The 24,648-nt window shown below is 39.5% G+C and carries 27 protein-coding genes and 1 tRNA gene; 21 read left to right on the forward strand and 7 right to left on the reverse strand.

Annotated elements, in window-relative coordinates:
- Window positions 1-80 precede the first annotated feature (80 nt).
- The 20 genes from NQ556_RS16255 (at window position 81) to NQ556_RS16350 (ending at window position 16,059) form a co-directional block, all read left to right on the forward strand.
- Window positions 81-494 (forward strand): hypothetical protein, encoded by a 414-nt coding sequence (locus NQ556_RS16255; protein ID WP_005334885.1) that lies wholly within the window; start codon window positions 81-83, stop codon window positions 492-494.
- 219 nt (window positions 495-713) lie between these two features.
- Window positions 714-1,946, forward strand: coding sequence for a MobT family relaxase (mobT, locus tag NQ556_RS16260; protein ID WP_008371302.1), 1,233 nt, complete (start codon window positions 714-716; stop codon window positions 1,944-1,946).
- Between the two features lie 3 nt (window positions 1,947-1,949).
- On the forward strand, window positions 1,950-2,084 hold the full coding sequence (locus NQ556_RS16265) for a DUF3789 domain-containing protein (RefSeq protein ID WP_005611092.1): 135 nt from the start codon (window positions 1,950-1,952) through the stop codon (window positions 2,082-2,084).
- Window positions 2,081-2,302, forward strand: a complete 222-nt coding sequence (locus NQ556_RS16270; protein WP_004844214.1) for a hypothetical protein — start codon at window positions 2,081-2,083, stop codon at window positions 2,300-2,302. The genes NQ556_RS16265 and NQ556_RS16270 overlap by 4 nt, the downstream gene beginning before the upstream one ends.
- A 97-nt stretch (window positions 2,303-2,399) precedes the next feature.
- Window positions 2,400-2,927: a YcxB family protein gene (locus tag NQ556_RS16275; RefSeq protein WP_118011297.1), complete on the forward strand. Its 528-nt coding sequence runs from the start codon at window positions 2,400-2,402 to the stop codon at window positions 2,925-2,927.
- Window positions 2,928-3,010: 83 nt separating this feature from the next.
- The gene (locus NQ556_RS16280; RefSeq protein ID WP_008371326.1) at window positions 3,011-3,502 is read left to right on the forward strand and encodes an antirestriction protein ArdA; all 492 of its coding nucleotides are present in this window, start codon (window positions 3,011-3,013) and stop codon (window positions 3,500-3,502) included.
- Window positions 3,503-3,517: 15 nt separating this feature from the next.
- The gene (locus NQ556_RS16285; RefSeq protein ID WP_008371328.1) at window positions 3,518-3,913 is read left to right on the forward strand and encodes a hypothetical protein; all 396 of its coding nucleotides are present in this window, start codon (window positions 3,518-3,520) and stop codon (window positions 3,911-3,913) included.
- Window positions 3,914-3,929: 16 nt separating this feature from the next.
- Window positions 3,930-4,433 (forward strand): antirestriction protein ArdA, encoded by a 504-nt coding sequence (locus tag NQ556_RS16290; protein ID WP_008371329.1) that lies wholly within the window; start codon window positions 3,930-3,932, stop codon window positions 4,431-4,433.
- A 113-nt stretch (window positions 4,434-4,546) separates the two neighbouring features.
- Entirely contained in the window at window positions 4,547-4,936 is a 390-nt protein-coding gene (locus NQ556_RS16295) for a conjugal transfer protein (protein WP_008371332.1), read from the forward strand.
- A complete protein-coding gene (tcpF, locus tag NQ556_RS16300) occupies window positions 4,923-7,376 on the forward strand; it encodes a conjugal transfer ATPase TcpF (protein WP_118011296.1) in 2,454 nt (817 codons plus the stop codon). The genes NQ556_RS16295 and tcpF overlap by 14 nt, the downstream gene beginning before the upstream one ends.
- Window positions 7,373-9,520 (forward strand): CD3337/EF1877 family mobilome membrane protein, encoded by a 2,148-nt coding sequence (locus NQ556_RS16305; RefSeq protein ID WP_118011295.1) that lies wholly within the window; start codon window positions 7,373-7,375, stop codon window positions 9,518-9,520. The genes tcpF and NQ556_RS16305 overlap by 4 nt, the downstream gene beginning before the upstream one ends.
- Window positions 9,517-10,524 (forward strand): bifunctional lytic transglycosylase/C40 family peptidase, encoded by a 1,008-nt coding sequence (locus tag NQ556_RS16310; protein ID WP_008371340.1) that lies wholly within the window; start codon window positions 9,517-9,519, stop codon window positions 10,522-10,524. The genes NQ556_RS16305 and NQ556_RS16310 overlap by 4 nt, the downstream gene beginning before the upstream one ends.
- A 14-nt stretch (window positions 10,525-10,538) precedes the next feature.
- Entirely contained in the window at window positions 10,539-11,441 is a 903-nt protein-coding gene (locus tag NQ556_RS16315; protein ID WP_008371342.1) for a conjugal transfer protein, read from the forward strand.
- Between the two features lie 118 nt (window positions 11,442-11,559).
- Window positions 11,560-12,024 (forward strand): hypothetical protein, encoded by a 465-nt coding sequence (locus NQ556_RS16320; RefSeq protein WP_022034930.1) that lies wholly within the window; start codon window positions 11,560-11,562, stop codon window positions 12,022-12,024.
- 59 nt (window positions 12,025-12,083) lie between these two features.
- Complete coding sequence (locus NQ556_RS16325) at window positions 12,084-12,626, forward strand: DUF6707 family protein (protein ID WP_117525515.1); 543 nt, start codon at window positions 12,084-12,086, stop codon at window positions 12,624-12,626.
- 111 nt (window positions 12,627-12,737) lie between these two features.
- On the forward strand, window positions 12,738-12,962 hold the full coding sequence (locus tag NQ556_RS16330; protein ID WP_005334915.1) for a sporulation initiation factor Spo0A C-terminal domain-containing protein: 225 nt from the start codon (window positions 12,738-12,740) through the stop codon (window positions 12,960-12,962).
- A gap of 239 nt (window positions 12,963-13,201) precedes the next feature.
- On the forward strand, window positions 13,202-13,621 hold the full coding sequence (locus NQ556_RS16335) for an RNA polymerase sigma factor (protein ID WP_008371351.1): 420 nt from the start codon (window positions 13,202-13,204) through the stop codon (window positions 13,619-13,621).
- 57 nt (window positions 13,622-13,678) lie between these two features.
- Complete coding sequence (locus tag NQ556_RS16340) at window positions 13,679-13,867, forward strand: helix-turn-helix domain-containing protein (protein ID WP_005334926.1); 189 nt, start codon at window positions 13,679-13,681, stop codon at window positions 13,865-13,867.
- A gap of 503 nt (window positions 13,868-14,370) precedes the next feature.
- Window positions 14,371-14,571: a helix-turn-helix domain-containing protein gene (locus tag NQ556_RS16345; protein ID WP_022415675.1), complete on the forward strand. Its 201-nt coding sequence runs from the start codon at window positions 14,371-14,373 to the stop codon at window positions 14,569-14,571.
- Between the two features lie 21 nt (window positions 14,572-14,592).
- Complete coding sequence (locus tag NQ556_RS16350; RefSeq protein ID WP_022415674.1) at window positions 14,593-16,059, forward strand: site-specific integrase; 1,467 nt, start codon at window positions 14,593-14,595, stop codon at window positions 16,057-16,059.
- A gap of 231 nt (window positions 16,060-16,290) precedes the next feature.
- Here NQ556_RS16350 and NQ556_RS16355 read toward each other — a convergent pair.
- The 6 genes from NQ556_RS16355 to NQ556_RS16380 all read right to left on the reverse strand — a co-directional run bounded on the left by NQ556_RS16355 (window position 16,291) and on the right by NQ556_RS16380 (window position 21,669).
- Window positions 16,291-16,367 (reverse strand) — tRNA-Arg (locus NQ556_RS16355).
- Between the two features lie 882 nt (window positions 16,368-17,249).
- Window positions 17,250-18,128 carry a DUF3881 family protein gene (locus tag NQ556_RS16360; RefSeq protein ID WP_022220413.1) on the reverse strand — a complete coding sequence of 293 codons (879 nt, stop codon included), beginning with the start codon at window positions 18,126-18,128 and terminating at the stop codon, window positions 17,250-17,252.
- Between the two features lie 15 nt (window positions 18,129-18,143).
- The gene (gene serS, locus NQ556_RS16365; RefSeq protein ID WP_008371361.1) at window positions 18,144-19,424 is read right to left on the reverse strand and encodes a serine--tRNA ligase; all 1,281 of its coding nucleotides are present in this window, start codon (window positions 19,422-19,424) and stop codon (window positions 18,144-18,146) included.
- Between the two features lie 32 nt (window positions 19,425-19,456).
- Window positions 19,457-19,999: a DUF4446 family protein gene (locus tag NQ556_RS16370; RefSeq protein ID WP_008371363.1), complete on the reverse strand. Its 543-nt coding sequence runs from the start codon at window positions 19,997-19,999 to the stop codon at window positions 19,457-19,459.
- A 3-nt stretch (window positions 20,000-20,002) separates the two neighbouring features.
- Complete coding sequence (locus NQ556_RS16375) at window positions 20,003-20,899, reverse strand: ParB/RepB/Spo0J family partition protein (protein WP_022220352.1); 897 nt, start codon at window positions 20,897-20,899, stop codon at window positions 20,003-20,005.
- A gap of 2 nt (window positions 20,900-20,901) precedes the next feature.
- On the reverse strand, window positions 20,902-21,669 hold the full coding sequence (locus NQ556_RS16380) for a ParA family protein (protein ID WP_008371366.1): 768 nt from the start codon (window positions 21,667-21,669) through the stop codon (window positions 20,902-20,904).
- 575 nt (window positions 21,670-22,244) lie between these two features.
- Here NQ556_RS16380 and NQ556_RS16385 point away from each other — a divergent pair.
- Window positions 22,245-23,198: an alpha/beta fold hydrolase gene (locus NQ556_RS16385; protein ID WP_044998885.1), complete on the forward strand. Its 954-nt coding sequence runs from the start codon at window positions 22,245-22,247 to the stop codon at window positions 23,196-23,198.
- A gap of 543 nt (window positions 23,199-23,741) precedes the next feature.
- On the opposite strand, the gene rsmG is transcribed toward NQ556_RS16385, so the two are convergent.
- Window positions 23,742-24,458 carry a 16S rRNA (guanine(527)-N(7))-methyltransferase RsmG gene (gene rsmG, locus NQ556_RS16390; protein WP_008371371.1) on the reverse strand — a complete coding sequence of 239 codons (717 nt, stop codon included), beginning with the start codon at window positions 24,456-24,458 and terminating at the stop codon, window positions 23,742-23,744.
- Window positions 24,459-24,648 lie beyond the last annotated feature (190 nt).

Raw genomic sequence — 24,648 nt, forward strand, 5'->3', positions numbered from 1 at the left:
TTATAAATATAGCTGTATTGAAAAATAAGCTGTTTTGCTCTACACTTGTACTGTAATACAGGTGTACGGAGGAAATTAAAATGATAAGAAAACGGACAATAATTATAGTAATCACTATACTTCTGCTCTTGGCAGGAATCCTGTTTTACCTGCAATGGGGACGACAGATGGACGTATCTTCTTCGTCTGGCTCTGGCTCTGATAACCATTATGAGCTACGGGTGTCGGTCATACTCAACACTTTGGTCGTGACCGATCAACAGAAATGTGCGGAACAAATATTTGAAAAATGCAGGGACAACTCTTTTCACAGTGTCCGTTTCAGTTATGATATTCAGATTCCCCACGCACTTTCTGTTACGGTCTACAAGAACCAGAAAGACGCTGAATCCGGCAACTCGGCATTTAGCTTTTCCTATCGGCAGGAGAACCAGATAGACGGCACATACAATATTGTGGACAATCCAGAAAAATTTACTCTGGAAATGGACTGATTGTACACATAAGGCAGGACGGACAGGTGGCGTGCGAAGCGAAAGCCACAGGTACGGACTAGCCTTGCTGGTGTGGCGGTAGCCACGCCAGCAGACAATAGCCCCTCGATATCTAACAGAGGGGCACAAATCACAAGGAAACATACACAAAAGTTACCAATTCTTGGCTAAAATTAAGCGTTTGGTAGCTTTTTTTATTGCTGTGACATCAGATGAAAAATGTCACATTTTTTTCGTAAAGGGGGTATCGAACTGAATGATACAGAGTGGATACAGGATTTTGCAGACAAACGTTTGCAGTACGGTGTATCCCAGACGAAACTTGCGGTCATGGCTGGAATCAGCCGTGAACATCTAAGCCGTATCGAATCCGGCAAGGTGGCGGTCACAGAAGAAATGAAAGTGAAACTTTTGGAAGCTCTGGAAAAATTCAATCCAGAAGCACCGCTTACCATGCTGTTTGATTATGTGAGGATACGGTTTCCGACACTGGATATTGGACACATCATTAAGGACATCTTACAGCTCAATATCCAGTACATGATACATGAGGACTTCGGGCATTACAGCTACACAGAACACTACTACATCGGAGATATTTTCGTATATACTTCCCCAGATGAAGAAAAAGGTGTCCTGCTGGAACTGAAAGGAAAAGGCTGTCGCCAGTTTGAAAGTTATCTGCTGGCACAGGAACGGAGCTGGTATGACTTCCTTATGGACGCTCTGGTGGACGGCGGTGTGATGAAACGCCTTGACCTTGCCATCAATGACCATACGGGAATGTTGGATATTCCAGAACTGACCGAAAAATGCCGGGATGAGGAATGTGTATCGGTGTTCCGTTCCTTTAAGTCTTATGCTTCCGGCGAACTGGTCAAGCATAAGGAACAGGACAAGGCTGGTATGGGCTACACGCTTTATATCGGCTCATTGAAAAGTGAGGTGTACTTCTGTGTCTATGAAAAAAGCTATGAGCAGTACATCAAACTGGGGATACCCATTGAGGAAGCACCGATAAAAAACAGATTTGAAATACGGTTGAAAAATGAACGTGCTTATTATGCTGTCCGTGACCTGCTGACCTACTATGACGCTGAACGGACGGCATTTTCTATTATCAACCGTTATGTACGCTTCGTGGATAAGGAAGCAGACAAGAAACGGAGCGACTGGAAATTATCTGTCCGATGGGCGTGGTTCATCGGGGAAAACAGAGAGCCGTTAAAGCTCACGACCAAACCCGAACCCTACACACTGGACAGAACCCTACGCTGGATTCAACGGCAGGTTGACCCGACACTCAAAATGCTGGAAGCAATCACAGCGAAAACAGGGATTGATTATCTGAAAGAAATCCGTAAATCCACGAAACTGACGGAAAAGCACTACAAGATAATCGAACAGCAGACCACAGCTACCGAAGATGTGATTTTGGAAAAGGAGAATTGAAAAATGCAACGATTATTATTTGATTTCCTGTTCTTCTCTTTAGGGGGAACAGTTGGCGTGATTGCCATGTGTATTTTACAGGCTGGCAGACAGTCTGATAGAAAAATGATGGAACTGAAAGGAGAAAAGAAAGCATGAATTTTGGACAGAACCTTTATAACTGGTTTTTAAGCAATGCACAGAGCCTTGTGCTTATGGCGATTGTGGTTATCGGTATCTACTTGGGATTTAAGCGTGAGTTTTCCAAACTTATCGGATTCTTGGTAGTTGCCTTAGTAGCCGTTGGTCTTGTATTCAATGCGTCCGGCGTAAAAGACGTATTGTTACAGTTATTCAATAAGATTATTGGAGCGTAAAATTAAGAATCCCACATTTTGAACACAAACTTGTGGTAATATACTAACTTGTGGTAATATACTAATATCATTAAAATGTTTAAAGGAGATTCTTATTATGGTTAGATACAGTATTGAAATCGGACAGCAAGAACAAAATATTTTAAAAGAAATCGTTTTAGCCAGTGATAAAAATGTAAAGAAACGTAAATTTGCAACAGGGTTATCGTCTGTGATGGCTGTCATAATGTTAATATATACGATTCTTTGTTTTATGAATAGTCGTATTGGATATGGTATTATTGGATTATTATTTTCGGTTTTCTTTATCTGGATTATCATAAACGGAGCTAACACATTTCAGAAAAAAGTAATAAATATTGTTCATTCAAAGATGGATAATAAATTGACTTCGGGAAAACGTGAATATTGTTTTGATACCGATGGTATTACAGTTAGTTCTGATATCGGTAACGGGACTAATCATTGGAACGCCTTTAAATGTTGGGGGATTTTCAGAAATTACATATATATCAGAACAATAAAAAATGAAATGGTTCTTGTTAATCAAAATGATTTGTCTGAAAATGATGTAAAAGAGTTAAAATCCCTTTTGAGTCAGAATTTAAAAGAAGAAACGCTTTAATATTGTTTTAGAGTTAAGCAGTCTTTCAGTTATGATCGACTGCTTTTTTCATACTCAAAATTAGAAGAAAGGACTGAATTACGATGGAAGAATGTAGCGTATTGATTGAAACGACCAAATCAGCAGAGGATAAAACCTCTCGCTGGTTTGATTTACCCATTGATTATGAGCTGTTCCGTGACCTGCTCGGCGTGGAAGCTGACAGCAATGATTATCAAATCATTGATATGAAGCTCCCCTTTGCTGACGACATTGTAAGGACAACATCTGTCAGACGATTAAACAAGTTGTACTTTGCTTACACGGATTTATCGCCAGAGGTTCAGCAGGCTTATAAAGAGTTGATTCCCTACTGTGGCGGTGTTGAGGATTTATTGCAGAAGTCGGAAGAATTTCTGTTTTATCCAGAGTGCCACAACATCATGGACGTTGCCCGTTACCGCTTGGAGCATAACATTGAATTTTCTGTTCTATCCGAAAAAGGAAAGAAATACTTTAATCTGGAAGCCTACGCCCATGAACTGGACGAAAAAGGACGTTATGCTGTCTGCAATAATGGAATGTTCAAACTTTGACAGGTGGTATTGCTTATGGCAGAAATGAAAGTATTTGTTATCAATCTTGATGAACAGGAAAAAGATACAGGCTGTGCGTGGTTTACACTTCCCTGCAACATAGAAGCATTAAAACAATCCATTGGTTTACCGCCGGACAGTGACCGTTATCTTATCAGTGATTATGATTTTCCTTTTGAAATCCTGCAAGATACAGACCTCGACTTGCTAAATAATGTCTGCCTTGCAATTTCAGAGAGTGAAATCCCACACGAAGATATACCTGCAATTCAAAGAGAATGGTTTTCAAACCTGCAAGAGCTGGAAGCCGGACTTTGCAATATTACATACCATCGGAACTGTTCAGATATGGAAGAAACATCAGAACATTTCCTGTGTGTGCATGGCAGATTTTATGAATACAATGAGTGAAAGGAAGTGACCGTTTATGATTGATGATATGCAAGTCTATATAGCCAATCTTGGCAAGTACAATGAGGGAGAACTGGTCGGGGACTGGTTCTCTTTTCCGTTGGACGAAGAAGTGATTGCAGAACGTATCGGCTTAAATGTAGAGTACGAAGAATACGCAATCCATGATACGGACAACTTCCCGATGGAGATTAGCGAATACATTTCCATCGAAGAACTGAACCGTATCTATGAGCAGTTGGAAGAATTACCGGATTACCTGCTGGACGACTTGGACAGTTTTATATCCTGCTATGGAAGTCTGGAAGAACTGGTGGAACATAAGGACGACATCATTCTGTATTCCGGCTGTGAAACGATGACCGATTTAGCCTACTATCTGATTGATGAAGAACAGATACTCGGAGAAATCCCGTCCTCTTTACAGAACTATATCGACTATGAAGCCTACGGGCGTGACCTCGATATAGAGGGGACATTTATTGCAACAAACGCTGGTATCTGTGAGGTACTGCGTTAAGGGCTGGCAGATCAGCACCGCCACTGGTGCTACTGTCAGCTTTTCTCTTGGGGGCAGTCTGGAAAATCCGGCTGTCCCTGTTGTTAGGAAAATGAAGAAAGGAGCATTTACAAGTGAAGAAAATCCGAAGTTATACAAGTATCTGGAACGTGGAAAAGGTACTGTATGCCATCAATGATGTAAACCTGCCATTCCCTGTGACCTTTACCCAGATTACATGGTTCGTGCTGACGGAATTTATCATCATTCTGTTTGCAGATATACCGCCACTTTCCATGATTGAGGGTGCGTTTTTGAAATATTTCGGGATTCCCGTTGCCCTTACATGGTTTATGTCACAGAAAACCTTTGACGGGAAAAAGCCATACAGTTACATCAAGACGATGGTTCTGTATGCCCTGCGTCCTAAAGTGACTTATGCCGGAAAAGCCGTGAACCTGCATAAGCAGAAATTTGAGGAAACTATCACGGCAGTAAGGAGTGTGACCTATGTCCCCGATTAAATATATCGACAATAACCTTGTCTGGAATAAGGACAATGAGGTGTTCGCCTACTATGAGCTGATACCGTACAATTATTCATTCTTATCCCCAGAGCAGAAATACCTTGTGCATGACAGCTTCCGTCAGCTTATAGCACAGTCCCGTGAGGGAAAGATTCATGCGTTGCAGATTGCAACCGAAAGTTCAATCCGAAGCATACAGGAACAGTCAAAGAAGCTGGTAACTGGAAAGCTCCGTGAGGTAGCAATCCAAAAGATAGACGACCAGACCGAAGCCCTTGTATCCATGATAGGTGATAATCAAGTGGATTACCGTTTCTTTCTGGGATTCAAGCTCATGGTCACAGAGGACGAAGTCAATCTGAAGAACATCAAAAAATCGGTATTTCTGACATTCCGTGAGTTTTTGAATGAGGTAAGGCACACGCTGATGAATGACTTTGTTTCCATGAGCAATGATGAAATCAACCGTTATGCGAAGATGGAAAAACTGCTGGAAAACAAAATCTCCCGTAGATTCAAAATCCGCCGACTGGAAGCCAAAGACTTTGCGTATCTGATGGAACACCTCTACGGCAGGGACGGGATAGCCTATGAAGATTATGTGTATCCTCTGCCAAAAAGAAAATTAAAAAGGGAAACACTGATTAAGTATTATGACCTTATCCGTCCTACCCGTTGCGTGGTGGAAGAAAGCCAGCGATATTTGCGTCTGGAACATGAGGACAGCGAAAGTTATGTGTCCTACTTTACGGTCAATGCCATTGTCGGGGAGCTGGACTTCCCATCATCGGAAATCTTTTATTTCCAGCAACAGCAGTTCACATTCCCTGTGGATACTTCCATGAATGTTGAGATTGTGGGAAATAAGAAAGCCTTAACCACTGTCCGTAACAAGAAAAAGGAATTAAAGGACTTGGATAATCACGCCTATCAAGCTGGAAATGAAACAAGTTCAAATGTGGTGGAAGCCTTGGACAGTGTCGATGAACTGGAAACAGACTTAGACCAGAGTAAGGAAAGTATGTACAAGTTAAGCTACGTCATACGGGTGTCTGCACCCGATCTTGACGAACTGAAACGCCGTTGTGATGAGGTTAAGGATTTTTACGATGATTTGAATGTGAAGCTGGTTCGTCCTGCCGGAGATATGCTTGGACTGCATGGAGAATTTCTTCCAGCCAGCAAGCGTTACATCAATGATTATATCCAGTATGTGAAATCAGATTTTTTAGCCGGACTTGGTTTTGGAGCTACCCAGATGTTGGGAGAAAATACAGGAATTTATATCGGATATTCCGTGGATACAGGAAGAAATGTCTACCTGCAACCGTCCCTTGCCAGTCAAGGGGTAAAAGGTACGGTCACAAATGCGTTGGCTTCTGCCTTTGTGGGTTCGCTTGGTGGTGGAAAATCATTCTGTAATAACCTGCTGGTGTATTATTCCGTCCTGTTCGGTGGACAGGCAGTTATCCTAGACCCGAAAAGTGAGCGTGGGAACTGGAAAGAAACACTGCCGGAGATTGCAGAGGAAATCAACATTGTAAATCTCACCAGCGACAAGGAAAATGCAGGGCTTCTTGACCCGTTTGTAATTATGAAAGATAAAGAGGACGGAGCTACACTGGCAAAAGAAATTTTAACATTTTTAACAGGTATCTCAACCCGTGATGGAGACAAGTTCCCTGTGCTTATCAGTGCAATCAGCAAAGTATCAGAAAGTGAACACAGAGGATTGCTAAATGTTATCACAGAATTACGGAAAGAAAATACGCCTATTGCAAACCATATCGCAAATCATATTGACAGTTTTACAAATTATGATTTTGCACACCTGCTCTTTTCAGACGGAACAGCGAAAAATACTATCAGTCTGGATAACCAGCTCAATATCATACAGGTTGCGGATTTGGTTCTGCCGGATAAAGATACTACTTTTGACGAATACACGACCATTGAATTATTATCGGTGGCAATGTTGATTGTAATATCTACCTTTGCCTTAGACTTTATCCATTCAGACCGAAGCATTTTTAAGATTGTAGACCTTGATGAAGCATGGGCGTTCTTAAATGTGGCACAGGGCGAAACTTTATCAAATAAACTGGTACGTGCTGGTAGAGCCATGAATGCCGGAGTATATTTTGTCACACAGTCCTCTGGGGACGTATCGAAAGAAAGTCTGAAAAATAACATCGGCTTAAAGTTTTCGTTCCGCTCCACAGATACCAATGAAATCAAGCAGACCTTAGAGTTTTTCGGGCTGGACAGTGAGGACGAAAATAACCAGAAGCGGTTGAGGGATTTGGAGAACGGACAATGCTTAATGCAGGATTTATACGGGCGTGTCGGTGTAGTACAGATACACCCTGTCTTTGTAGAACTGCTCCACGCTTTTGATACCAGACCGCCGATAAAAAGTGAGGTGGATTTGGAATGATGAAATCTGTCACAAAAGAAAAGGTGTTCCATGTGCTGAAAATGATTCTGATTGCCGTGACCGTCACGCTGGTACTGCTGTCCCTGCTTGGGACGGTAGCTCATGCGTCTGGACTGGTCGATGATACGGTCAATGCAGACAACCTGTATTCAAAGTATCCGCTTTCCAATTATCAGCTTGATTTCTATGTGGACAATAGCTGGTCTTGGCTTCCGTGGAACTGGCTGGACGGCATTGGAAAATCGGTGCAGTACGGGCTTTACTGTATCACAAATTTTGTCTGGACAATCAGCCTGTATCTTAGCAATGCCACAGGATATGTGGTGCAACAGGCGTATAAGCTGGACTTCATCAATGACATGGCAGACAGTATCGGGAAAAGTATCCAGACACTTGCCGGAGTGACCGAAAACGGATTTTCAAGCAGTGGATTCTATGTGGGATTCCTGCTTATTATCATTCTGATTGTAGGTGTTTATACCGCCTATACAGGGCTTCTCAAACGGGAAACAAGCAAGGCACTTCACGCCGTTATCAACTTTGTAGTGGTATTCATCGTGTCTGCGTCCTTTATTGCTTATGCTCCCAATTATATCCAGAAAATCAATGATTTCAGTTCGGACATCAGCACCGCTTCTCTGGACTTGGGGACAAAAATCATGCTCCCCGATTCACAAAGCAAAGGCAAGGACAGCGTAGACCTTATCCGTGACAGCCTTTTTGCGATACAGGTAGAAAAACCGTGGCTGTTGTTGCAGTTCGGGAACAGCGATACCGAAGAAATCGGGACTGACCGTGTAGAAGCTCTGGTATCTGCCAGCCCGTCCGATGAAGATGGGGAAACAAGGGAAACTGTTGTCAAAACAGAGATTGAGGATAACGACAATGACAACCTTACCATTCCACAGGTCGTCAACCGTCTTGGCATGGTGTTCTTCCTGCTCATTTTCAATCTCGGTATCACAATATTTATCTTCCTGCTTACTGGCATGATGTTGTTTTCCCAGATACTCTTTATCATATATGCCATATTTTTACCTGTCAGTTTTTTACTGTCCATGATACCGACCTATGAGAACATGGCGAAACAGGCAGTTGTCCGTGTGTTCAATGCCATTATGACAAGAGCCGGAATCACACTGATTGTGACCGTGGCATTTTCAATTTCCAGTATGTTTTACAACATTTCCACAGACTATCCGTTCTTCATGGTGGCATTTTTGCAGATAATCTGTTTTGCCGGAATCTACATGAAACTCGGAGAACTAATGAGTATGTTCAGTCTGAATGCCAATGACAGCCAGCAGATAGGTCGCCGGATATTCCGTAGACCGATGGTGTTCATGCGACACAGGGCAAGACGTATGGAACGCCGACTTGCAAGGGCTGTGGGTACAGGAAGTATGGTCGGAGCTGGTGCTGGTGCAGTCGCTGGTTCTGCTTATAATCACTCTCGTTCTACACATAAAAATACGCCAGCCAGACCACAAAGGAATAATGATATTTCCGTGGGAAGCCGTGTCGGTTCTGCGGTAGGTGCTGTAATGGATACAAAAAATAAAGTCCGTGACAGTGCTTCTTCTCTGAAAGAAAATGTGAAAGACTTACCGACACAGGCTGGTTATGCTGTTCACTCTGCAAAACAGAAAGCAAAGGATAATGTATCGGACTTTAAGCGTGGCATTGTGGAAGAACGGGAAAACCGACAGGAACAGCGTACACAGAAACGCAACCTGCACAGGGAAAATATCTCACAGAAAAAGCAGGAATTACAGAAAGCACAGGAAGCAAGGCAGACAGTTCATGCGAATGGATCAGCGACAGCCGGAGCTACCAGAAGCCATGAACGCCCTGTTGCCACACCTGTTCCAAAAACAGCACAGACCGATACGGTCATAAAGCCGGATATGAAGCGTCCTGCTACTTCTCCTGTGATAAAAAATGCAGAAGTCAAGGCTGGAAAAGAAACTGTTCGAACCAATATCAGACAGGAACAACAGGTCAAAGGTGTTACCAGAACGAACCAGCCGAATATAGCGGAATCCAGAAGTAATCAAAAGAAAACAACCATACAGAAACAGGTCAAGCAAAAACAGAATCGTAAGACTGTTACGAAGCAACCAGAGAAAGGACGGAAGAAATGAGATTAAAACGTATCCTTATCATAGGTACGATATTTCCAGTCCTTTTCTCCATCGTCCTCTTTTTCGGGATATTGATTTCCGGCGAAGATGACGACAGTTCAAACAGCTATTCGCCTGTCTATTCTGGCATGAACCTGTCAGCCGATGTCCTCAAACATCAGCCGATGGTAGAAAGATACGCCAGAGAAAACGGTATCTCGGAGTATGTGAACGTCCTGCTTGCCATCATACAGGTGGAAAGTGGCGGTACGGCTACCGATGTCATGCAGTCCAGTGAAAGTCTGGGACTACCGCCAAACTCATTAAGTACAGAAGAATCCATTAAGCAGGGGTGTAAATATTTTGCGTCCCTGCTTTCTTCCTGTAAAGCCAAAGGTATGAATGACATTAACGTGGTCATTCAATCTTATAACTATGGTGGTGGCTATGCAGACTATGTGGCGAAGAACGGGAAAAAGCACAGCTTCAACCTTGCAGAGAATTTCGCAAAGAATAAATCCGGCGGTACAAAAGTGACCTATACGAACCCGATAGCGGTCAGCAAAAATGGTGGCTGGCGTTATAATTACGGGAATATGTTCTATGTGGAGCTGGTCAACCAATATCTGAATATAAAGCAGTTCAGCAACGAAACGGTACAGGCGGTTATGAATGAAGCGTTGAAGTATCAAGGCTGGAAATATGTCTATGGTGGCAGTAACCCGAACACCTCTTTTGACTGTTCTGGTCTTACCCAGTGGTGCTACGGAAAAGCCGGAATCAGCCTGCCACGAACCGCACAGGCACAGTATGACGCAACCCAGCATATCCCGTTGTCACAGGCACAGGCTGGCGATTTGGTCTTTTTCCATTCCACCTACAATACCAGCGACTATGTTACCCATGTAGGAATCTATGTGGGAAACAATCAGATGTATCATGCTGGAAATCCAATCGGCTATACCGATTTAACTTCTGCCTACTGGCAACAGCACATCATTTGTGCCGGAAGAATCAAACAATAGAAAGGACTTGAAATATGTTTAAGAAGAAAGAAAAAACAGAGAAAGCACCTAAGAATAAGAAAGTGCGTACCATGAAAGTCGGGACACATAAGAAATCTGTCCTGTTGTTGTGGGCGGTGCTTCTGGCAAGCACCAGTTTTGGTGTGTATAAGAACTTTACCGCCATTGACACCCACACGGTACATGAAAAAGAAATCATTCAGCTAAGATTGAACGATACCAACGGTATTGAGAATTTCGTCAAGAACTTTGCGAAAGCCTACTACTCATGGGATACCAGCAAGGAAGCCATTGAAGCAAGGACAACAGAAATCAGTAAATACCTTACCAAGGAATTACAGGACTTGAACGCCGATACTATCAGAACGGACATACCAACCAGTGCTACTGTTACAAATGTGCTGGTCTGGAACGTGGGACAGTCTGGAACGGACGATTTTACTGTTGCCTACGAAGTAGATCAGCAGGTAAAAGAGGGCGAACAGACACAGGCAGTCACAGAAAACTACACAGTGACCGTTCATGTGGATAAGGACGGTGCAATGGTCATTACCCAGAATCCTACCCTTGCTCCGGCAGTACAGAAATCAAAGTATGAGCCAAAAGCACAGGAAGCAGATGTCAGTATCAGCTCAGACACAGTCAAGGACGCTACCGCTTTCTTGGAAACATTCTTCAAACTGTACCCTACCGCTACGGAGAAAGAACTTGCCTACTATATCAAAGACGGTGTGCTTGCTCCTGTATCTGGCGATTATGTATTTTCAGAACTGGAAAACCCTGTCTTTACCAAAGATGGCGATAATCTCAAAGTTAGCGTGTCCGTAAAATATCTGGATAACAAGTCGAAAATGACGCAAATCTCACAGTATGACCTTGTGCTTCATAAGGACGATAACTGGAAGATTGTAGAATAAATATTACAGCAGAATAGTATGGTAATTTGTTGTTTTATCTATACTATTCTGCATTTGATTATGATATAGTATGAATTAAGAAATATACAAACACGCTATTATGGAGGTAGTCATAATTATGGGATTGTTTGATAAATTTAAGAGAAAAATTCCACCAATGGTTCAAGTATTTTATAATCAAGATTTTGGATTTTTAATTGTACCTAATGCAGTTGAAAAAACTATGGGGTGTCATATTTCGATTGAACCAACAGAAAAAGTTATGCCCGATTGTTCTTCCGATGATTTAGGAAATGCAGTTATACGTGCAATAAAAATTGCAAAAAAAATACCCAAAGTAGATGAGAAAGCATTAAGTAACTACTGGAAACAAACAAAATATAAGGGGTATATAGCATTTTCTAGACATTTTCAAGCGATATCTATTAGAGTGATTGGTAATGAATTAAAGATAAAAAGATGGGTTACTGATAACAAAGGATATGTACCAGCAAGTGATGAAGAAGCTCAAATTATATCAATGAAAATAACAGATTATGAATTAGGACTATTTATAAAAAGAATGTTTAATATTGAGGATTAGTCAATCTTAATTTTATAAAATAAAAAATAATTTATTAAACAACAATAGAGGAAGATAATATGGAACTATTTGAAAAAATTTCAGAAAAATATGAGAATAAACGGATAAAGCGTGATTGTAAAGCACTTATGAAAAAGTGTAGTGCTAAATCATCAAGAGATATGAATACATTGGTTGAGTTAATTGATTTAATGTATATATACCAAGATTTTGAAATGGCTGTTGAACTTTATCATATTATTGAAAAAGTAGAATTTACTGGTAATTATACGATTTACGATGAAATATTATATGCCAAATGGACTATTGTAAGAATATACAGAGAAACAAATCAAACAGAAAAATATGAACAGCTATTAAACTCAGTGATGGAGTATGAAAATGAAGCATTATATGATAATCGTAAAGCAGGGTTAAAATTATATGATGAACATATTAGAAATGCAAGAGATTTAAAAGCAAAGCAAAGTATGATTGGCTGGATGCTCGTAAAATATAAAATAATGATAAAATGTTTTGAAAACCCTAAATTTCCTATAGATAAAATAAAATTAGATAAAGAAATAGTTGAAATGGAAATGAAATTAAAAAATATACTATAAAAAATAAAAAGAAAAATCATATTTGAGACAAAAGTATTCCTTTGCGTTTTCTTTCGCATTTTTGTGATATTATCGAATGGAAATAAATTTATTCAGAAAGGTTGTGGTTAAATGTTGGGTATCAAAAAACGTGATACAAAACAAGTGTTTAAAGCGATTGCACATCAACAGGGTGTTTCCGTATCAGAAGTAAAAGAACGTATTCAGTCAACCATTGATGAAATGTATTACAGCGATGACCCAGATGTGCAAGCTGAATTTTCAAGTTATTTTGGAAAGAAACGACCTACACCAGAAGAATACGTTTATACGATGGCAACAAAAATTAAATACTGATTTTATGAAAAATCATCACTTCTTTAACCTGTACATTAACTGTGCAGGTCTTTTTTTGTCGTTTTTTATCGAATTGAATAATTTTTACCTTTCTCATCGGCTTATATATTGAGGGCAAATATAAATTTTATCTAAAATAGCGATTATTTTTTCAAATCACTTAGCAACTGCCCTGTTTTTTTCTTATATGGAGTGGAAAGAGGGATAGATACAAAACAGCACAGGGAGGAGGTGAGAACGTGAAACCATCTGACTTCCAGAAAACTGTAATGTGTCGTTTTGATAGTTGTTTAAAAAAAACTGTTTTCGGAGTTGTAAAAGATTATTACAAAGAGTTGAAAAAGAATCAAGCAGAAGCTATCCCCTTTTGTGAGCTTCCCGACATTATCATAGATAAAGTTGCTATATGGGATACATATAAAACGGATTACACGACTTTCAATATATGTGGACATGACATTTATGTATATGACGATGAGCTGGCAAAAGTCATTAAACAATTATCTGACCGTTACCGTGAAAATGTACTTATGTACTATTTCTTGGATATGAGTGATACGGAAATTGCAAAATTGCAGAATATATCCCGAAGTGGTGTATTTCAAAACCGACACTATGCATTAAAACAAATGAAAAAGTCATTAGAGGAGGAACATTAGTATTTGAAACAAAAACGTTCGTATAAGAAGCCATCATTTTATGTGATTTCATCGGCTATGGACGGCGACAAAATTTCCATTGATAAAATCTTAGATTTCTATGACCCGTATATATCAAAAAGCTGTATTCGCCCATTATATGATGAATACGGAAATGTATATATCGCTGTGGATATGGAGTTAAAAGGTCGTATCAGAGAAGCCATTATGAAAATGATATTGGAATTTGACATAAAAATCGAATAGGTAATATCTGCGGAACGCTTCATATAAGCACTTCCCTCTTTCCTGTTCCGCTTACTTCTTAGCTTGCCATTTTGTATCAGTCTATTTAACAAAACAGATTGATACAGGCTGACAAGAGCCTAATAGTTCTTTGACAACTGAATAATGCAGACAGATACGTTTGTGCTTGCAGTGAGCCATCAGAGATTGTACGCCGTGACTTTTCCAATCGGGAGATAGCGATTCATGCAATGATCTGGGAGCGACCGTTGGAAAAGTCGTTCTGCCATGACCTGCAACACAGGATAATGATACACCCGTATGACACGGTTCAGCCCACAGGAATGGGAATGGTTGAGATACCAGTGGAGCTTGCCAAAGCCATTTGTCTGCATATAAAAAGTATTAGCAAAAGTGTTAGCAACGGCAAAAAACATATCCGCAAGAGTTATTGATATGCTATAATGACCTTGTTAAGCGTATGTATTTTGCTGTTATCACACGGAAAGGAGTTATTATTACTCGTGATAAGTGATGCATCAAATACAGAAACTCCTAAAAAGGAGAAAAAGACATATACAGTAGAGGAAATTGCAGAACAATTATGTGTGAGTAAAAAAGTGGCTTACGCATTGGTTAAAAGTGGACAGTTCGCTTATGTTCGTGCTGGTAGAGCCATACGGGTATCTAAAGATTCTTTCGATAAATGGTTAAATCAAAATTAACTGTTAAGGAGAGAATATATTATGGCTTCAATCAAAAAAAGAAAATCAACATTTTCCGTTATTTACTGGTATTTAGACAATGCCGGAGAACGTAAACAGAAATGGGATACGTTAGAGACAAAGAAAGAAGCAAAGCAGAGAAAAGCATTTGTTGAGTATTATCAAGAAAAATATGGTTATGTGATTGTTCCCTTAGAGGAACAGTTTGCACGCCAGATTGATGAATCGAAAAAAAAACTTGATAGTACCGATGAAGATATTACGCTTTGTGACTTTTTAAAAATATTTGTCAATCTCTATGGTACGTCAAAATGGTCGCCTAGTACATTTAGTAGCAAAGTCGGTACTATCGAAAATTACATCAATCCACTTATCGGGGATTGGAAGTTAAATGAGATTACCACAAAGAAATTATCTGCCTACTACAACGATTTATTGAGTGTTCCAGAAGTACCCAGAGCTAACAGAAAAGCTACTGGACGTTGCGTACAACCTGCCAATATCAAGAAAATACACGACATTATACGCTGTGCATTAAATCAAGCAATCCGTTGGGAATATCTTGATACCAACAAGCGTAACCCTGCTTCATTAGCAACGCTTCCTAAAGTTCCTAAGGTAAAAAGAAAAGTATGGAGTGTAGATACATTCCGTGAAGCAATTCAGCAGTCAGACGACGATTTATTAACCATCTGTATGCATTTGGCGTTTTCCTGCTCAATGCGTATTGGAGAAATTACAGGTCTTACATGGGAAGATGTGATTATTGATGAACAATCCATTGCAACGAATAACGCAAGGGTAATCATCAATAAAGAGCTTTCCAGAGTAAATGCACAAGCTATGCAGAAATTAAAGGAAAAAGATATTATCAAGATTTTTCCGACACAGAAACCGCATTGCACAACAAGGCTTGTATTAAAAACACCAAAGACAGAAACAAGTAATCGTACCGTATGGTTGCCAAAGACGGTTGCAGAATTACTGGTGCAATATCAAAAAGACCAAAAGGAATTACAGGAATTTCTGGGAGACGCTTATAACAATTACAACCTTGTTATAGCTTTGGAAAATGGAAATCCCGTTGAAAGTAGAATTGTGAGAGACAGATTTCAAAAGTTATGCGAACAAAATGGCTATGAAAAAGTTGTTTTCCACAGTCTGCGTCATTTATCCACAGGATACAAATTGAAAATGACCAACGGCGATGTAAAATCGGTACAAGGCGATACAGGTCATGCAGAAGCAGAAATGGTTACAGACGTTTATTCAGAAATCATAGACGAAGATAGACGTTACAATGCTCAAAAGATGGACGAACAATTTTATTCCACTCTAAACCATGATTCAGAAATGCAACCACAAAATGAGGAAGTTCAGCCAGAAAACAACGGCTTATCAGACAGTGATATGGAGCTTTTACAGCTTTTAAAATCACTTACGCCGGAGATGAAAGAAATGCTTTTGAAACAATCAGCTTCAAAGTAATTTTTCAAAAGTGTTAGCAAATCTTCAAAAATCTGCTGATATTTTTTCAAAATAAAAAAAGTGTTAGCAAACTCTTCTACTCAAACAGTCATAAAAATATCGAATTACAAATTCTGAAAATCAAAAGAAATTGCAAAATATAAATTGAATATGTTCTTATCCGACAGGTTATAAGCCAAAAACAAAAGAAGCTGAAAACCTCGATAAATCAAGGCTTTCAGCGTTGTTTGCTGGCGTCCCAGACAGGAATCGAACCTGCGACGTTTCGCTTAGGAGGCGAACCCTCTATCCTACTGAGGTACTGAGACTTATTTAATTGTAATGGAGCAATTTTCAAATTTATTTCATAAATCGCTTCCGAAAGGGGATTGCTCCACCTGACCCTTAGGAGGCGAGTGCTCTATCCAGCTGAGCTATGACGACACATGCCGTAAACCCTTGATTTTACTTTACTGGGTTTCTGGGATTTTTCCCTTCGGCCATATATAAGATTATCAACTCTTTTTCGAGTTGTCAATCTACAGATTTTTTTGATTTGGTAACATTAGAACGTTCCCCAATTTGGGGAATGCTTTGTTGTCACCATTAGCATTTTTCAGAATAGATTCGAACTGAAAGTTGTTTTTCATTTTTTCCCTTTGGGGAATGCCTCGGCTTTCTCTTAGGAGGCGAGTGCTCTATCCAGCTGAGCTATGACGACACATGCCGCAAACCCTTGATTTTACTGGGTTTCTGGGATTTTTCCCTTCGGCCATATATAAGATTATCAACTCTTTTTCGAGTTGTCAATCTACAGATTTTTTCGATTTGGTAACATTAGAACGTTCCCCAATTTGGGGAATGCTTTGTTGTCACCTTTGGCATTTTTCAGAATAGATTCGAACTGAAAGTTGTTTTTCATTTTTTCCCTTTGGGGAATGCCTCGGCTTTCTCTTAGGAGACGATTCTTATATTCATTTGACTAATAGAACATATACATATATCATACCGTTTGAACATGAAAATGTCAAATGCTTTTCTAAGAGGATGATTATGGTGAGGTAACAGAGCGGGATCTGATATGTGAAATAGCTTTTACAGGACTTTTTTATGTAAAGCCGAATGTTCTGAAACGCATATACAAAAAAGCACGACTAATTTTCAATTAAAAGAAATTTGGTCATGCTTTTTATATAAGTCAAAAATCTTTTCTAAAAATTAATATGCCCCTGCAGCCAGATCTGTGCCTTCAGCCGTCTTCCAACTGCCGGTTCGCCAATCACCTTTTCAACCGGTACGCATACATCAAATTGAAGCTCATTGGTTTCAACTGTAAGAACATAAAGTTTTTTCCCGGTAAGAAGATTTTCGATGGTATCGATATTCAGAATCTCACCAAGGATCGCATACTGGTCACATTCAAGACCAGCTGGCATAAAATGCGTATCGACAATACTGTAAATATCTTCCCCGCGAATTCTTTTTGATACTGCGGCATAGGTGTCGATGTCGTCAAGCGTAAGGCTTTCAATGGCATCGGGATTCCCTTCCTTTGCTGCGCTCATAAGCATCATCCGGTTGCGGAGATCTTTCGCTCTCTTGTCCGCAGCACCTGCATCCTTTGCGACCGGAAGCAAAATTTTCCCACTTAAGGCAAGCCCAGAAAAGGTTATAGAGATTGAACTTTTGTTCAGACCACCGAGAGTGGCTTCTTTTATGTATTCCATTCCGTTCTGGATATGGAAAATGATACTGCAGCCGAGCTTTACATCTTCGCAGACACCAATATAGGTCGGTGAGGATGCTTTCTGTTCTACTGCAATATCAGCATAAGAGCTGACTCCACTGCCTGAAAAATATGGGAAATAGCATTCTCTGCGGAACTCTTCATCATTTTCATCGATAAAGCCGCAGGAAGAAATGCCAATCCCGTTGCCGTATTCCCTGCGAAGCTCACAGAGATCTGTGTGCTCGTCCAGGGCAATACGGTCATATCCGGAAAATTTCTTTTCGGATTCAAGAAGAATCTGATACCATTCGCGTTCAGATGCGATATCGTGGAATCCGATAGCGTTTAAATATTTATGCAAAATTTACCTCGTTTTCTATCTGATTTCAGACTTACCGCCCATGTATGGACGAAGTACTTCAGGAATGCGGACAGAACCGTCTGCCTGAAGATTGTTCTCGAGAAATGCGATCAGCATTCTCGGAGGAGCTACTACTGTGTTGTTCAGTGTGTGTGCGAAATATTTGTTTCCGTCACTTCCTTTTACACGGATGCCAAGACGTCTTGCCTGTGCATCACCAAGGTTAGAACAGCTTCCTACTTCAAAGTATTTCTTCTGTCTTGGAGACCATGCCTCTACGTCACAAGATTTTACTTTAAGGTCGGCAAGGTCACCTGAACAGCATTCCAGTGTACGAACCGGGATATCAAGAGAACGGAACAGATCAACAGTGTTTTTCCATAATTTATCATACCATTCTTTGCTTTCTTCTGGTTTGCATACAACGATCATTTCCTGTTTTTCAAACTGATGGATTCTGTATACACCACGTTCTTCGATTCCATGAGCTCCTTTTTCTTTACGGAAGCATGGAGAATAAGAAGTCAGTGTCTTTGGAAGTTCAGCTTCATCAAGCATGGTATCGATGAATTTACCGATCATAGAATGCTCGCTTGTTCCGATCAGATATAAGTCTTCGCCTTCAATTTTGTACATCATAGAATCCATTTCGGCAAAGCTCATAACGCCTGTAACAACATTGCTTCTGATCATGAAAGGTGGGATACAGTATGTGAATCCACGATCGATCATAAAGTCACGTGCATAAGAGATAACTGCTGAGTGAAGACGTGCAATATCTCCCATCAGATAATAGAAACCATTTCCGGCAACCTTTCCTGCACTTTCAAGATCGATTCCGTTGAATTTTTCCATAATTTCTGTATGGTATGGGATTTCAAAGTCCGGAACAACCGGTTCGCCAAATTTTTCAATTTCAACATTCTGGCTGTCGTCTTTACCAATCGGTACAGATGGATCGATGATATTTGGGATAACCATCATATCTTTTTTGATTTTTGCTTCAACTTCTTTTTCTTCAGCAGAAAGTTCTTCCATACGGGCAGCGTTTTCCTGAACTTTTTTCTTAAGCTCTTCTGCTTTCTCTTTTTCGCCATGAGCCATGCATGCACCGATTTCTTTGGAAACTTTATTTTTCTCAGCACGGAGTGCTTCTACTTCGCCTTTGATTTCACGGTTTCTCTTGTCAAGTTCGATTACTTCATCTACAAGTGGAAGCTTTTCATCCTGGAATTTTTTCTTGATGTTTTCTTTTACAACATCCGGGTTCTGTCTTAAAAATTTAATATCTAACATAACTGTTCTCCTGTCTTATTTCTTTATTTTTATTACTGTGGTTTGATCGCATCCTGTACATCCGGATCATACATTTCCTGGTAAACGGCCTGATCTAGTGATTCGGCCTCTTCTTCAGAGAGCTCAATGTAACTTTCACCACGCACAATTTCTTTTATATAAGTGTAACAGCCATCTCTGCTGTGCATGGAATTGAGGATCCATCCATTGTTATCATTGTCAAGCATTGTGAGGGCGAAGCTGAGTTTTCCACCCATTTCACCGAAAGCATCGTATTTTACAATACCTACTTTCTGGTAGCTGCTTCGCAACGCGCGATACAATATGCGGATGTCCGCTTTGTTTTCGTGGGCAATGTTGGAAAGCTCGTCGAGTTCATCGAATCTTGCACTGAAACTTTCTTCGAGCGTTTTACCGTCCTGTCCGCGCATGAATACGTTATAGCTTGATTTCAGACGGTTGTATTTCATATTAACATTAATATAAAGAAGAAACATCAATATGATCAGCATGATAAGAAAAAGAAATATATACGCCGGATCAATTCCAAGTGACTTTAGAATTTTACTTTCCATATATTATTTTCCTTCCTGTATTGACATTAACAATTCAAATATACGTTCCAGATCGTTGTCCGAATAATATTCAATTTCAATTTTACCTTTTCCATTTGCTTTATGATTGACATGGACTTTGGAACCGATGATTGACTTTATACGTTCCTCCAGATCTTCATATACAAATGCATTCTGGATAACAGGCTTTTCTTTTTCCTTTTTTGGCTTCTTTAGTTCTTTGACAAGTTTTTCGGTATCCCGGACACTGAGCTTTTCATCAAATACTTTATTGGCAAGAATATATTGTTGCTCTTTATCCTCGATTGCAAGAAGAGCACGTGCATGTCCGGTTGAAATCATGTCATCGATGATCATCTGCTGTACTCTCTCGTCCAGCTTTAGAAGACGCATAGAGTTTGTAACAGCAGTTCTGCTCTTTGAAACGCGCTCAGCTACCTCATCCTGCTTCAGACGGAATTCATTTAGCAAGCGTTTGTATGCCTGCGCTTCTTCGATTGGATTCAGATTTTCGCGCTGAATATTTTCAATAAGAGAAATCTCAACGATTTCCTGATCTGTGTATTCTTTAATGATAACAGGAATCTCTTTGATACCGGCCTGCTTTGCTGCACGCCAGCGACGCTCGCCGGCGATGATTTCGTAGTAATCGTTCCGTTTCTGAACAATCAGAGGTTGTAGGATTCCAAACTGTTTGATTGAATCGGCAAGTTCCAAGAGAGCATCTTCCTCAAAATGTTTTCTCGGCTGGTCACGGTTTGGCTCCACATCATTGATCTTCATCATAATTGGTCCAGCATTCACTACTTCTTTTTTAACTGGTGCAGTATGTTTCGCAGTTTTATTTTCTTTGATTAAACTATCCAGACCTTTTCCAAGTCCGCCTCGTTTTGCTGTCATGCTTACTCTTCTCCTTTATGAATTACTTCATCTGCTAATAACATATAACTTTCAGCTCCTGTTGAACGAGGATCATATAAGTTGATTGGTAAGCCATGACTTGGGGCTTCTGCAAGTCGTATATTACGTGGAATGATAGTTTTGTAAATTGTCTGATCAAGATTATCTTTTACATTTTCAACAACTTGAAGAGAAAGATTGGTTCTGGCATCATACATGGTAAATACAACGCCTTCCATTTCAAGGTTTTCGTTCAATCTTTCTTTTACAAGTTCGATTGTTTTAATCAGCTGGCTCAATCCTTCAAGTGCATAGTATTCACACTGAATTGGAACCAATACGGTATCGGCGGTAGTCATTGAATTGATTGTCAGCATACTAAGTGAAGGTGGGCAGTCGATAATGACGTAATCGTAATTACTTCTTATCTTAAGCACCTCATCTCTTAATATGTATTCTTTGTTCTCAGTATCGAGCAACTCTATTTCGGCACCAGACAGATCAATGTTTGCGGGAATTACGTCGAGATTTTCAATTGCTTCTTTGCATAACACCTGATCCATAGTGGCTTCGCCGATTAAAAGATCATATACAGTATAGGCAACATTATCCTTATCTATACCAAGACCGCTGGACATATTTCCCTGTGGATCCATGTCGATTGCGAGAACTTTCTGCCCTTTTGCCGATAAACACGAGGATAAATTGATCGCTGTTGTAGTTTTTCCAACGCCACCCTTTTGGTTGGCAACGGCAATTATTCGTCCCATTGCAATTACCTCCTTTCTAATAGTGTGCAAATATATATGAAGTTTTATTTACATCTAGGTATAATTGTAACACTAAACTTTATCTAAATCTACTAAATGTTTCACGTGAAACATTTATTTTGGCATTTTTTATAAATAAGGGGATTTTTTGCGCGAAACATTCTACACAAAGTGAAATGTGAAAATGTATAAAAACATTCGTAATCCGCTCATTTTTTTCTTGAAAAAAAATGGCTACTTACTCATTTTTTGGCGGGTCAAGAGGTCAAAAATCCTCTTGCAAGCAAGCTTACATCGACTTTCTGACCTTTTGCCCATGGCATCATCATATTTTAGATATATTAAAATATATTTGGCTATGAGCAGCTGAAAAAAGAGAAAACAAAATGTTTCACGTGAAACATTTTGTCGAAAACCAAGGAACAATAACATGATGAAAATCTTTAAACTGTAAGGAGATTATGGTATACTTATCTATAAGCCGCAAGGTGAAAAATTACACAAAACAGATACTATTTGCGAGTATGATCTTGCTGAATCGGGGCAAAAATGATTCGGAGAAAGGACAATTAACGATGAAAAATAAATTGAAAAGTTGTGCGATTTTAGCAACACTTGGTGCGATTACAATCCATCTGATAAATAAAACACTTATAGAAATGGCAACAAAAGACAGCTTGTTAAACTCATCAGAGGGAAATTATTATGACTGGAGATTTGGAAAAATCTATTATAGAAAACAGGGAAATGGTAAACCACTACTGCTACTTCATGATTTGGATGCAGAAAGCTCTGGCGTAGAATGGAAAAAAGTAGCGGCAATTCTTGCAGAAAAGCATACTGTTTATACCGTGGATCTGCTAGGCTGTGGACGATCTGAAAAACCAAATATTACTTATACTAATTTCCTTTATGTGCAAATGCTGACGGATTTTATTAAACATGTCATTGGCGAAAAGGCAGATGTTGTGGCTACGGGAGAATCGGCTGCTATTGCAGTTATGGCATGCGGAAATGATGAAAACGTGATTGGAAAGATTTGTATGGTGAATCCACTGTCACTTACGGAACTTGCAAAATGTCCGAATAAGAGAACTAAGACGCTGAAGTTCCTTATCGAAATACCGATTATTGGTACGCTGCTGTACAACATTATTCATTCAAGAGAAGCAATTGATGAAAAATTTGTGGATAAGTATCTGTATGACGAAGATACGATAGATTATCAGATGACGAAGATATACCATGAATCTGCTCATAATGAAAACGCACATTCAAAATATTTGTTTGCAAGCATCAAAGGTGGATATACAAAGACAAATATTTATCATTGTATTCGCAAGGCGACAAATAGTATCTGTATTATCTCTGGACAATATGATGAAAACAGTATTGAGATTGCTAAACAATATCAGAAGCATGTACCTGCTATAGAATGCATGTGCATAAAGGATACGAGACATCTTCCGCAAATTGAACAACCGGAAGGATTCGCAGAACAGCTGGATATCCTTTTCTCTGCTGAATAATATAAAGTACGTTCAGGTACACATTATAGCCAAATGCGGGATGTACACTTCGGTGTACATCCCGCATTTGGCTATATATGGCTCTTGATCAACTTTTGCGATTATCTAATAGCAAACAGAACTGGTATTTAACTGGTACTTATTCTGCTCATGAACACCATGAAAACCGACATGCAACTCTGGGAATTTCTATGGAAATTGTCTTTCTCTGAAAAACAAAACAGAAGGATGATTATTGGGCTTTTTGCAGAAATAATCAAGCTAAATGAAAATAAAAAATCAGATTTTAAGCGGGTAAAAAATTGAACTTACCCGCTTTTTGAAATGAAATAGGAAAACAAATTTCTGGCAGAACTGCATACAAAAAAATAAAAATACATTTTCAAAGCATACAAAAATTGAACTATCAAAAATACAAAATAGAATAAACTATAACAATTAAAATTGAACTATTGTAAAAAGAAATAATAGCAGAAGTTCAAGATAAAGAAAAAAGTTCAATTTCCATTGTGGCATATACAGACTACAGGCATGTATAGCTGTTTATCCGTGGATAGGTTCTTTGGAAGGAAGTCCTGCTTTTCGAGGAAACTTCTTCCCGGTAGGCTTGATTTTTTTGATCTTTACAAATGAACGGCTGATATCACTGCCTGGAAGCTGGAATACAACTGGTTTATTTTGTGTACCTCCAAGGACATGTACTGCGGTTTTTGCAGCGGAAAGTTCATCGACAATATCACCGGATTTGTAAGAAACAAAGAATCCACCAACTTTTACATAAGGGAGGCAGTATTCGGATAATGTAGATAAATTGGCCACTGCACGTGAAACACAGAGGTCAAACTGTTCCCTGTAGTCTGCCTGACGGGCAAAATCTTCTGCTCTGCCGTGGATTGTATGGATATCCGTAAGATTTAACTCTTCAATCACACTGTCAAGGAAACGGATTCTCTTATTTAAAGAGTCAAGCAACGTGATTTTCAGGTGCGGAAAGGCGATTTTTAAAGGAATTCCGGGGAATCCGGCGCCTGTTCCTATATCGATCACGGTTTGAACTTTACTGATATCCAGAGCCTTTACTAATGCAAGGCTGTCGACAAAATGTTTTTCGTTTACTTCTTCGTACTCGGTGATACCGGTGAGATTCATAACCTTGTTCCATTCCACCAGCATTTCGTAATATTTATCAAACTGATTAAACTGGGTCTGCGTTAATGTGATACCTAATTCTGCAAGCTGTTGCTCAAATTTTTTACTCATATTGCTCCTTTTTCCCCTAAAAGTACACATCTTTGCGGAAAATAAACAGTAATTTACACTGTTTTGCACCAAATAGGTACACAATTTCTGAGAAGATAGCACCTTAAAGGTACACGATAAAGTGATAATGTTTTTAAAAAAATACAATCATGCACCTGAAAGGTATACGAAAAGATGAAAAACATACTTT

Source organism: Coprococcus comes ATCC 27758 (genome assembly GCF_025149785.1).
Taxonomy (GTDB): Bacteria; Bacillota; Clostridia; order Lachnospirales; family Lachnospiraceae; genus Allocoprococcus; species Allocoprococcus comes.

Coding starts and splice junctions, on each gene's coding strand:
- serS (WP_008371361.1), bottom strand. CDS start 19,424: ATGTTAGATATTAAATTTTTAAGACAGAACCCGGATGTTGTAAAAGAA.
- rsmG (WP_008371371.1), bottom strand. CDS start 24,458: ATGAGTAAAAAATTTGAGCAACAGCTTGCAGAATTAGGTATCACATTA.
- NQ556_RS16320 (WP_022034930.1), top strand. CDS start 11,560: ATGGGATTGTTTGATAAATTTAAGAGAAAAATTCCACCAATGGTTCAA.
- NQ556_RS16315 (WP_008371342.1), top strand. CDS start 10,539: ATGTTTAAGAAGAAAGAAAAAACAGAGAAAGCACCTAAGAATAAGAAA.
- NQ556_RS16265 (WP_005611092.1), top strand. CDS start 1,950: ATGCAACGATTATTATTTGATTTCCTGTTCTTCTCTTTAGGGGGAACA.
- NQ556_RS16285 (WP_008371328.1), top strand. CDS start 3,518: ATGGCAGAAATGAAAGTATTTGTTATCAATCTTGATGAACAGGAAAAA.
- NQ556_RS16330 (WP_005334915.1), top strand. CDS start 12,738: ATGTTGGGTATCAAAAAACGTGATACAAAACAAGTGTTTAAAGCGATT.
- NQ556_RS16275 (WP_118011297.1), top strand. CDS start 2,400: ATGGTTAGATACAGTATTGAAATCGGACAGCAAGAACAAAATATTTTA.
- NQ556_RS16305 (WP_118011295.1), top strand. CDS start 7,373: ATGATGAAATCTGTCACAAAAGAAAAGGTGTTCCATGTGCTGAAAATG.
- NQ556_RS16255 (WP_005334885.1), top strand. CDS start 81: ATGATAAGAAAACGGACAATAATTATAGTAATCACTATACTTCTGCTC.
- NQ556_RS16280 (WP_008371326.1), top strand. CDS start 3,011: ATGGAAGAATGTAGCGTATTGATTGAAACGACCAAATCAGCAGAGGAT.
- NQ556_RS16370 (WP_008371363.1), bottom strand. CDS start 19,999: ATGGAAAGTAAAATTCTAAAGTCACTTGGAATTGATCCGGCGTATATA.
- NQ556_RS16290 (WP_008371329.1), top strand. CDS start 3,930: ATGATTGATGATATGCAAGTCTATATAGCCAATCTTGGCAAGTACAAT.
- NQ556_RS16310 (WP_008371340.1), top strand. CDS start 9,517: ATGAGATTAAAACGTATCCTTATCATAGGTACGATATTTCCAGTCCTT.
- NQ556_RS16385 (WP_044998885.1), top strand. CDS start 22,245: ATGAAAAATAAATTGAAAAGTTGTGCGATTTTAGCAACACTTGGTGCG.
- tcpF (WP_118011296.1), top strand. CDS start 4,923: ATGTCCCCGATTAAATATATCGACAATAACCTTGTCTGGAATAAGGAC.
- mobT (WP_008371302.1), top strand. CDS start 714: ATGTCACATTTTTTTCGTAAAGGGGGTATCGAACTGAATGATACAGAG.
- NQ556_RS16270 (WP_004844214.1), top strand. CDS start 2,081: ATGAATTTTGGACAGAACCTTTATAACTGGTTTTTAAGCAATGCACAG.
- NQ556_RS16380 (WP_008371366.1), bottom strand. CDS start 21,669: ATGGGACGAATAATTGCCGTTGCCAACCAAAAGGGTGGCGTTGGAAAA.
- NQ556_RS16340 (WP_005334926.1), top strand. CDS start 13,679: ATGGACGGCGACAAAATTTCCATTGATAAAATCTTAGATTTCTATGAC.
- NQ556_RS16325 (WP_117525515.1), top strand. CDS start 12,084: ATGGAACTATTTGAAAAAATTTCAGAAAAATATGAGAATAAACGGATA.
- NQ556_RS16350 (WP_022415674.1), top strand. CDS start 14,593: ATGGCTTCAATCAAAAAAAGAAAATCAACATTTTCCGTTATTTACTGG.
- NQ556_RS16375 (WP_022220352.1), bottom strand. CDS start 20,899: ATGACAGCAAAACGAGGCGGACTTGGAAAAGGTCTGGATAGTTTAATC.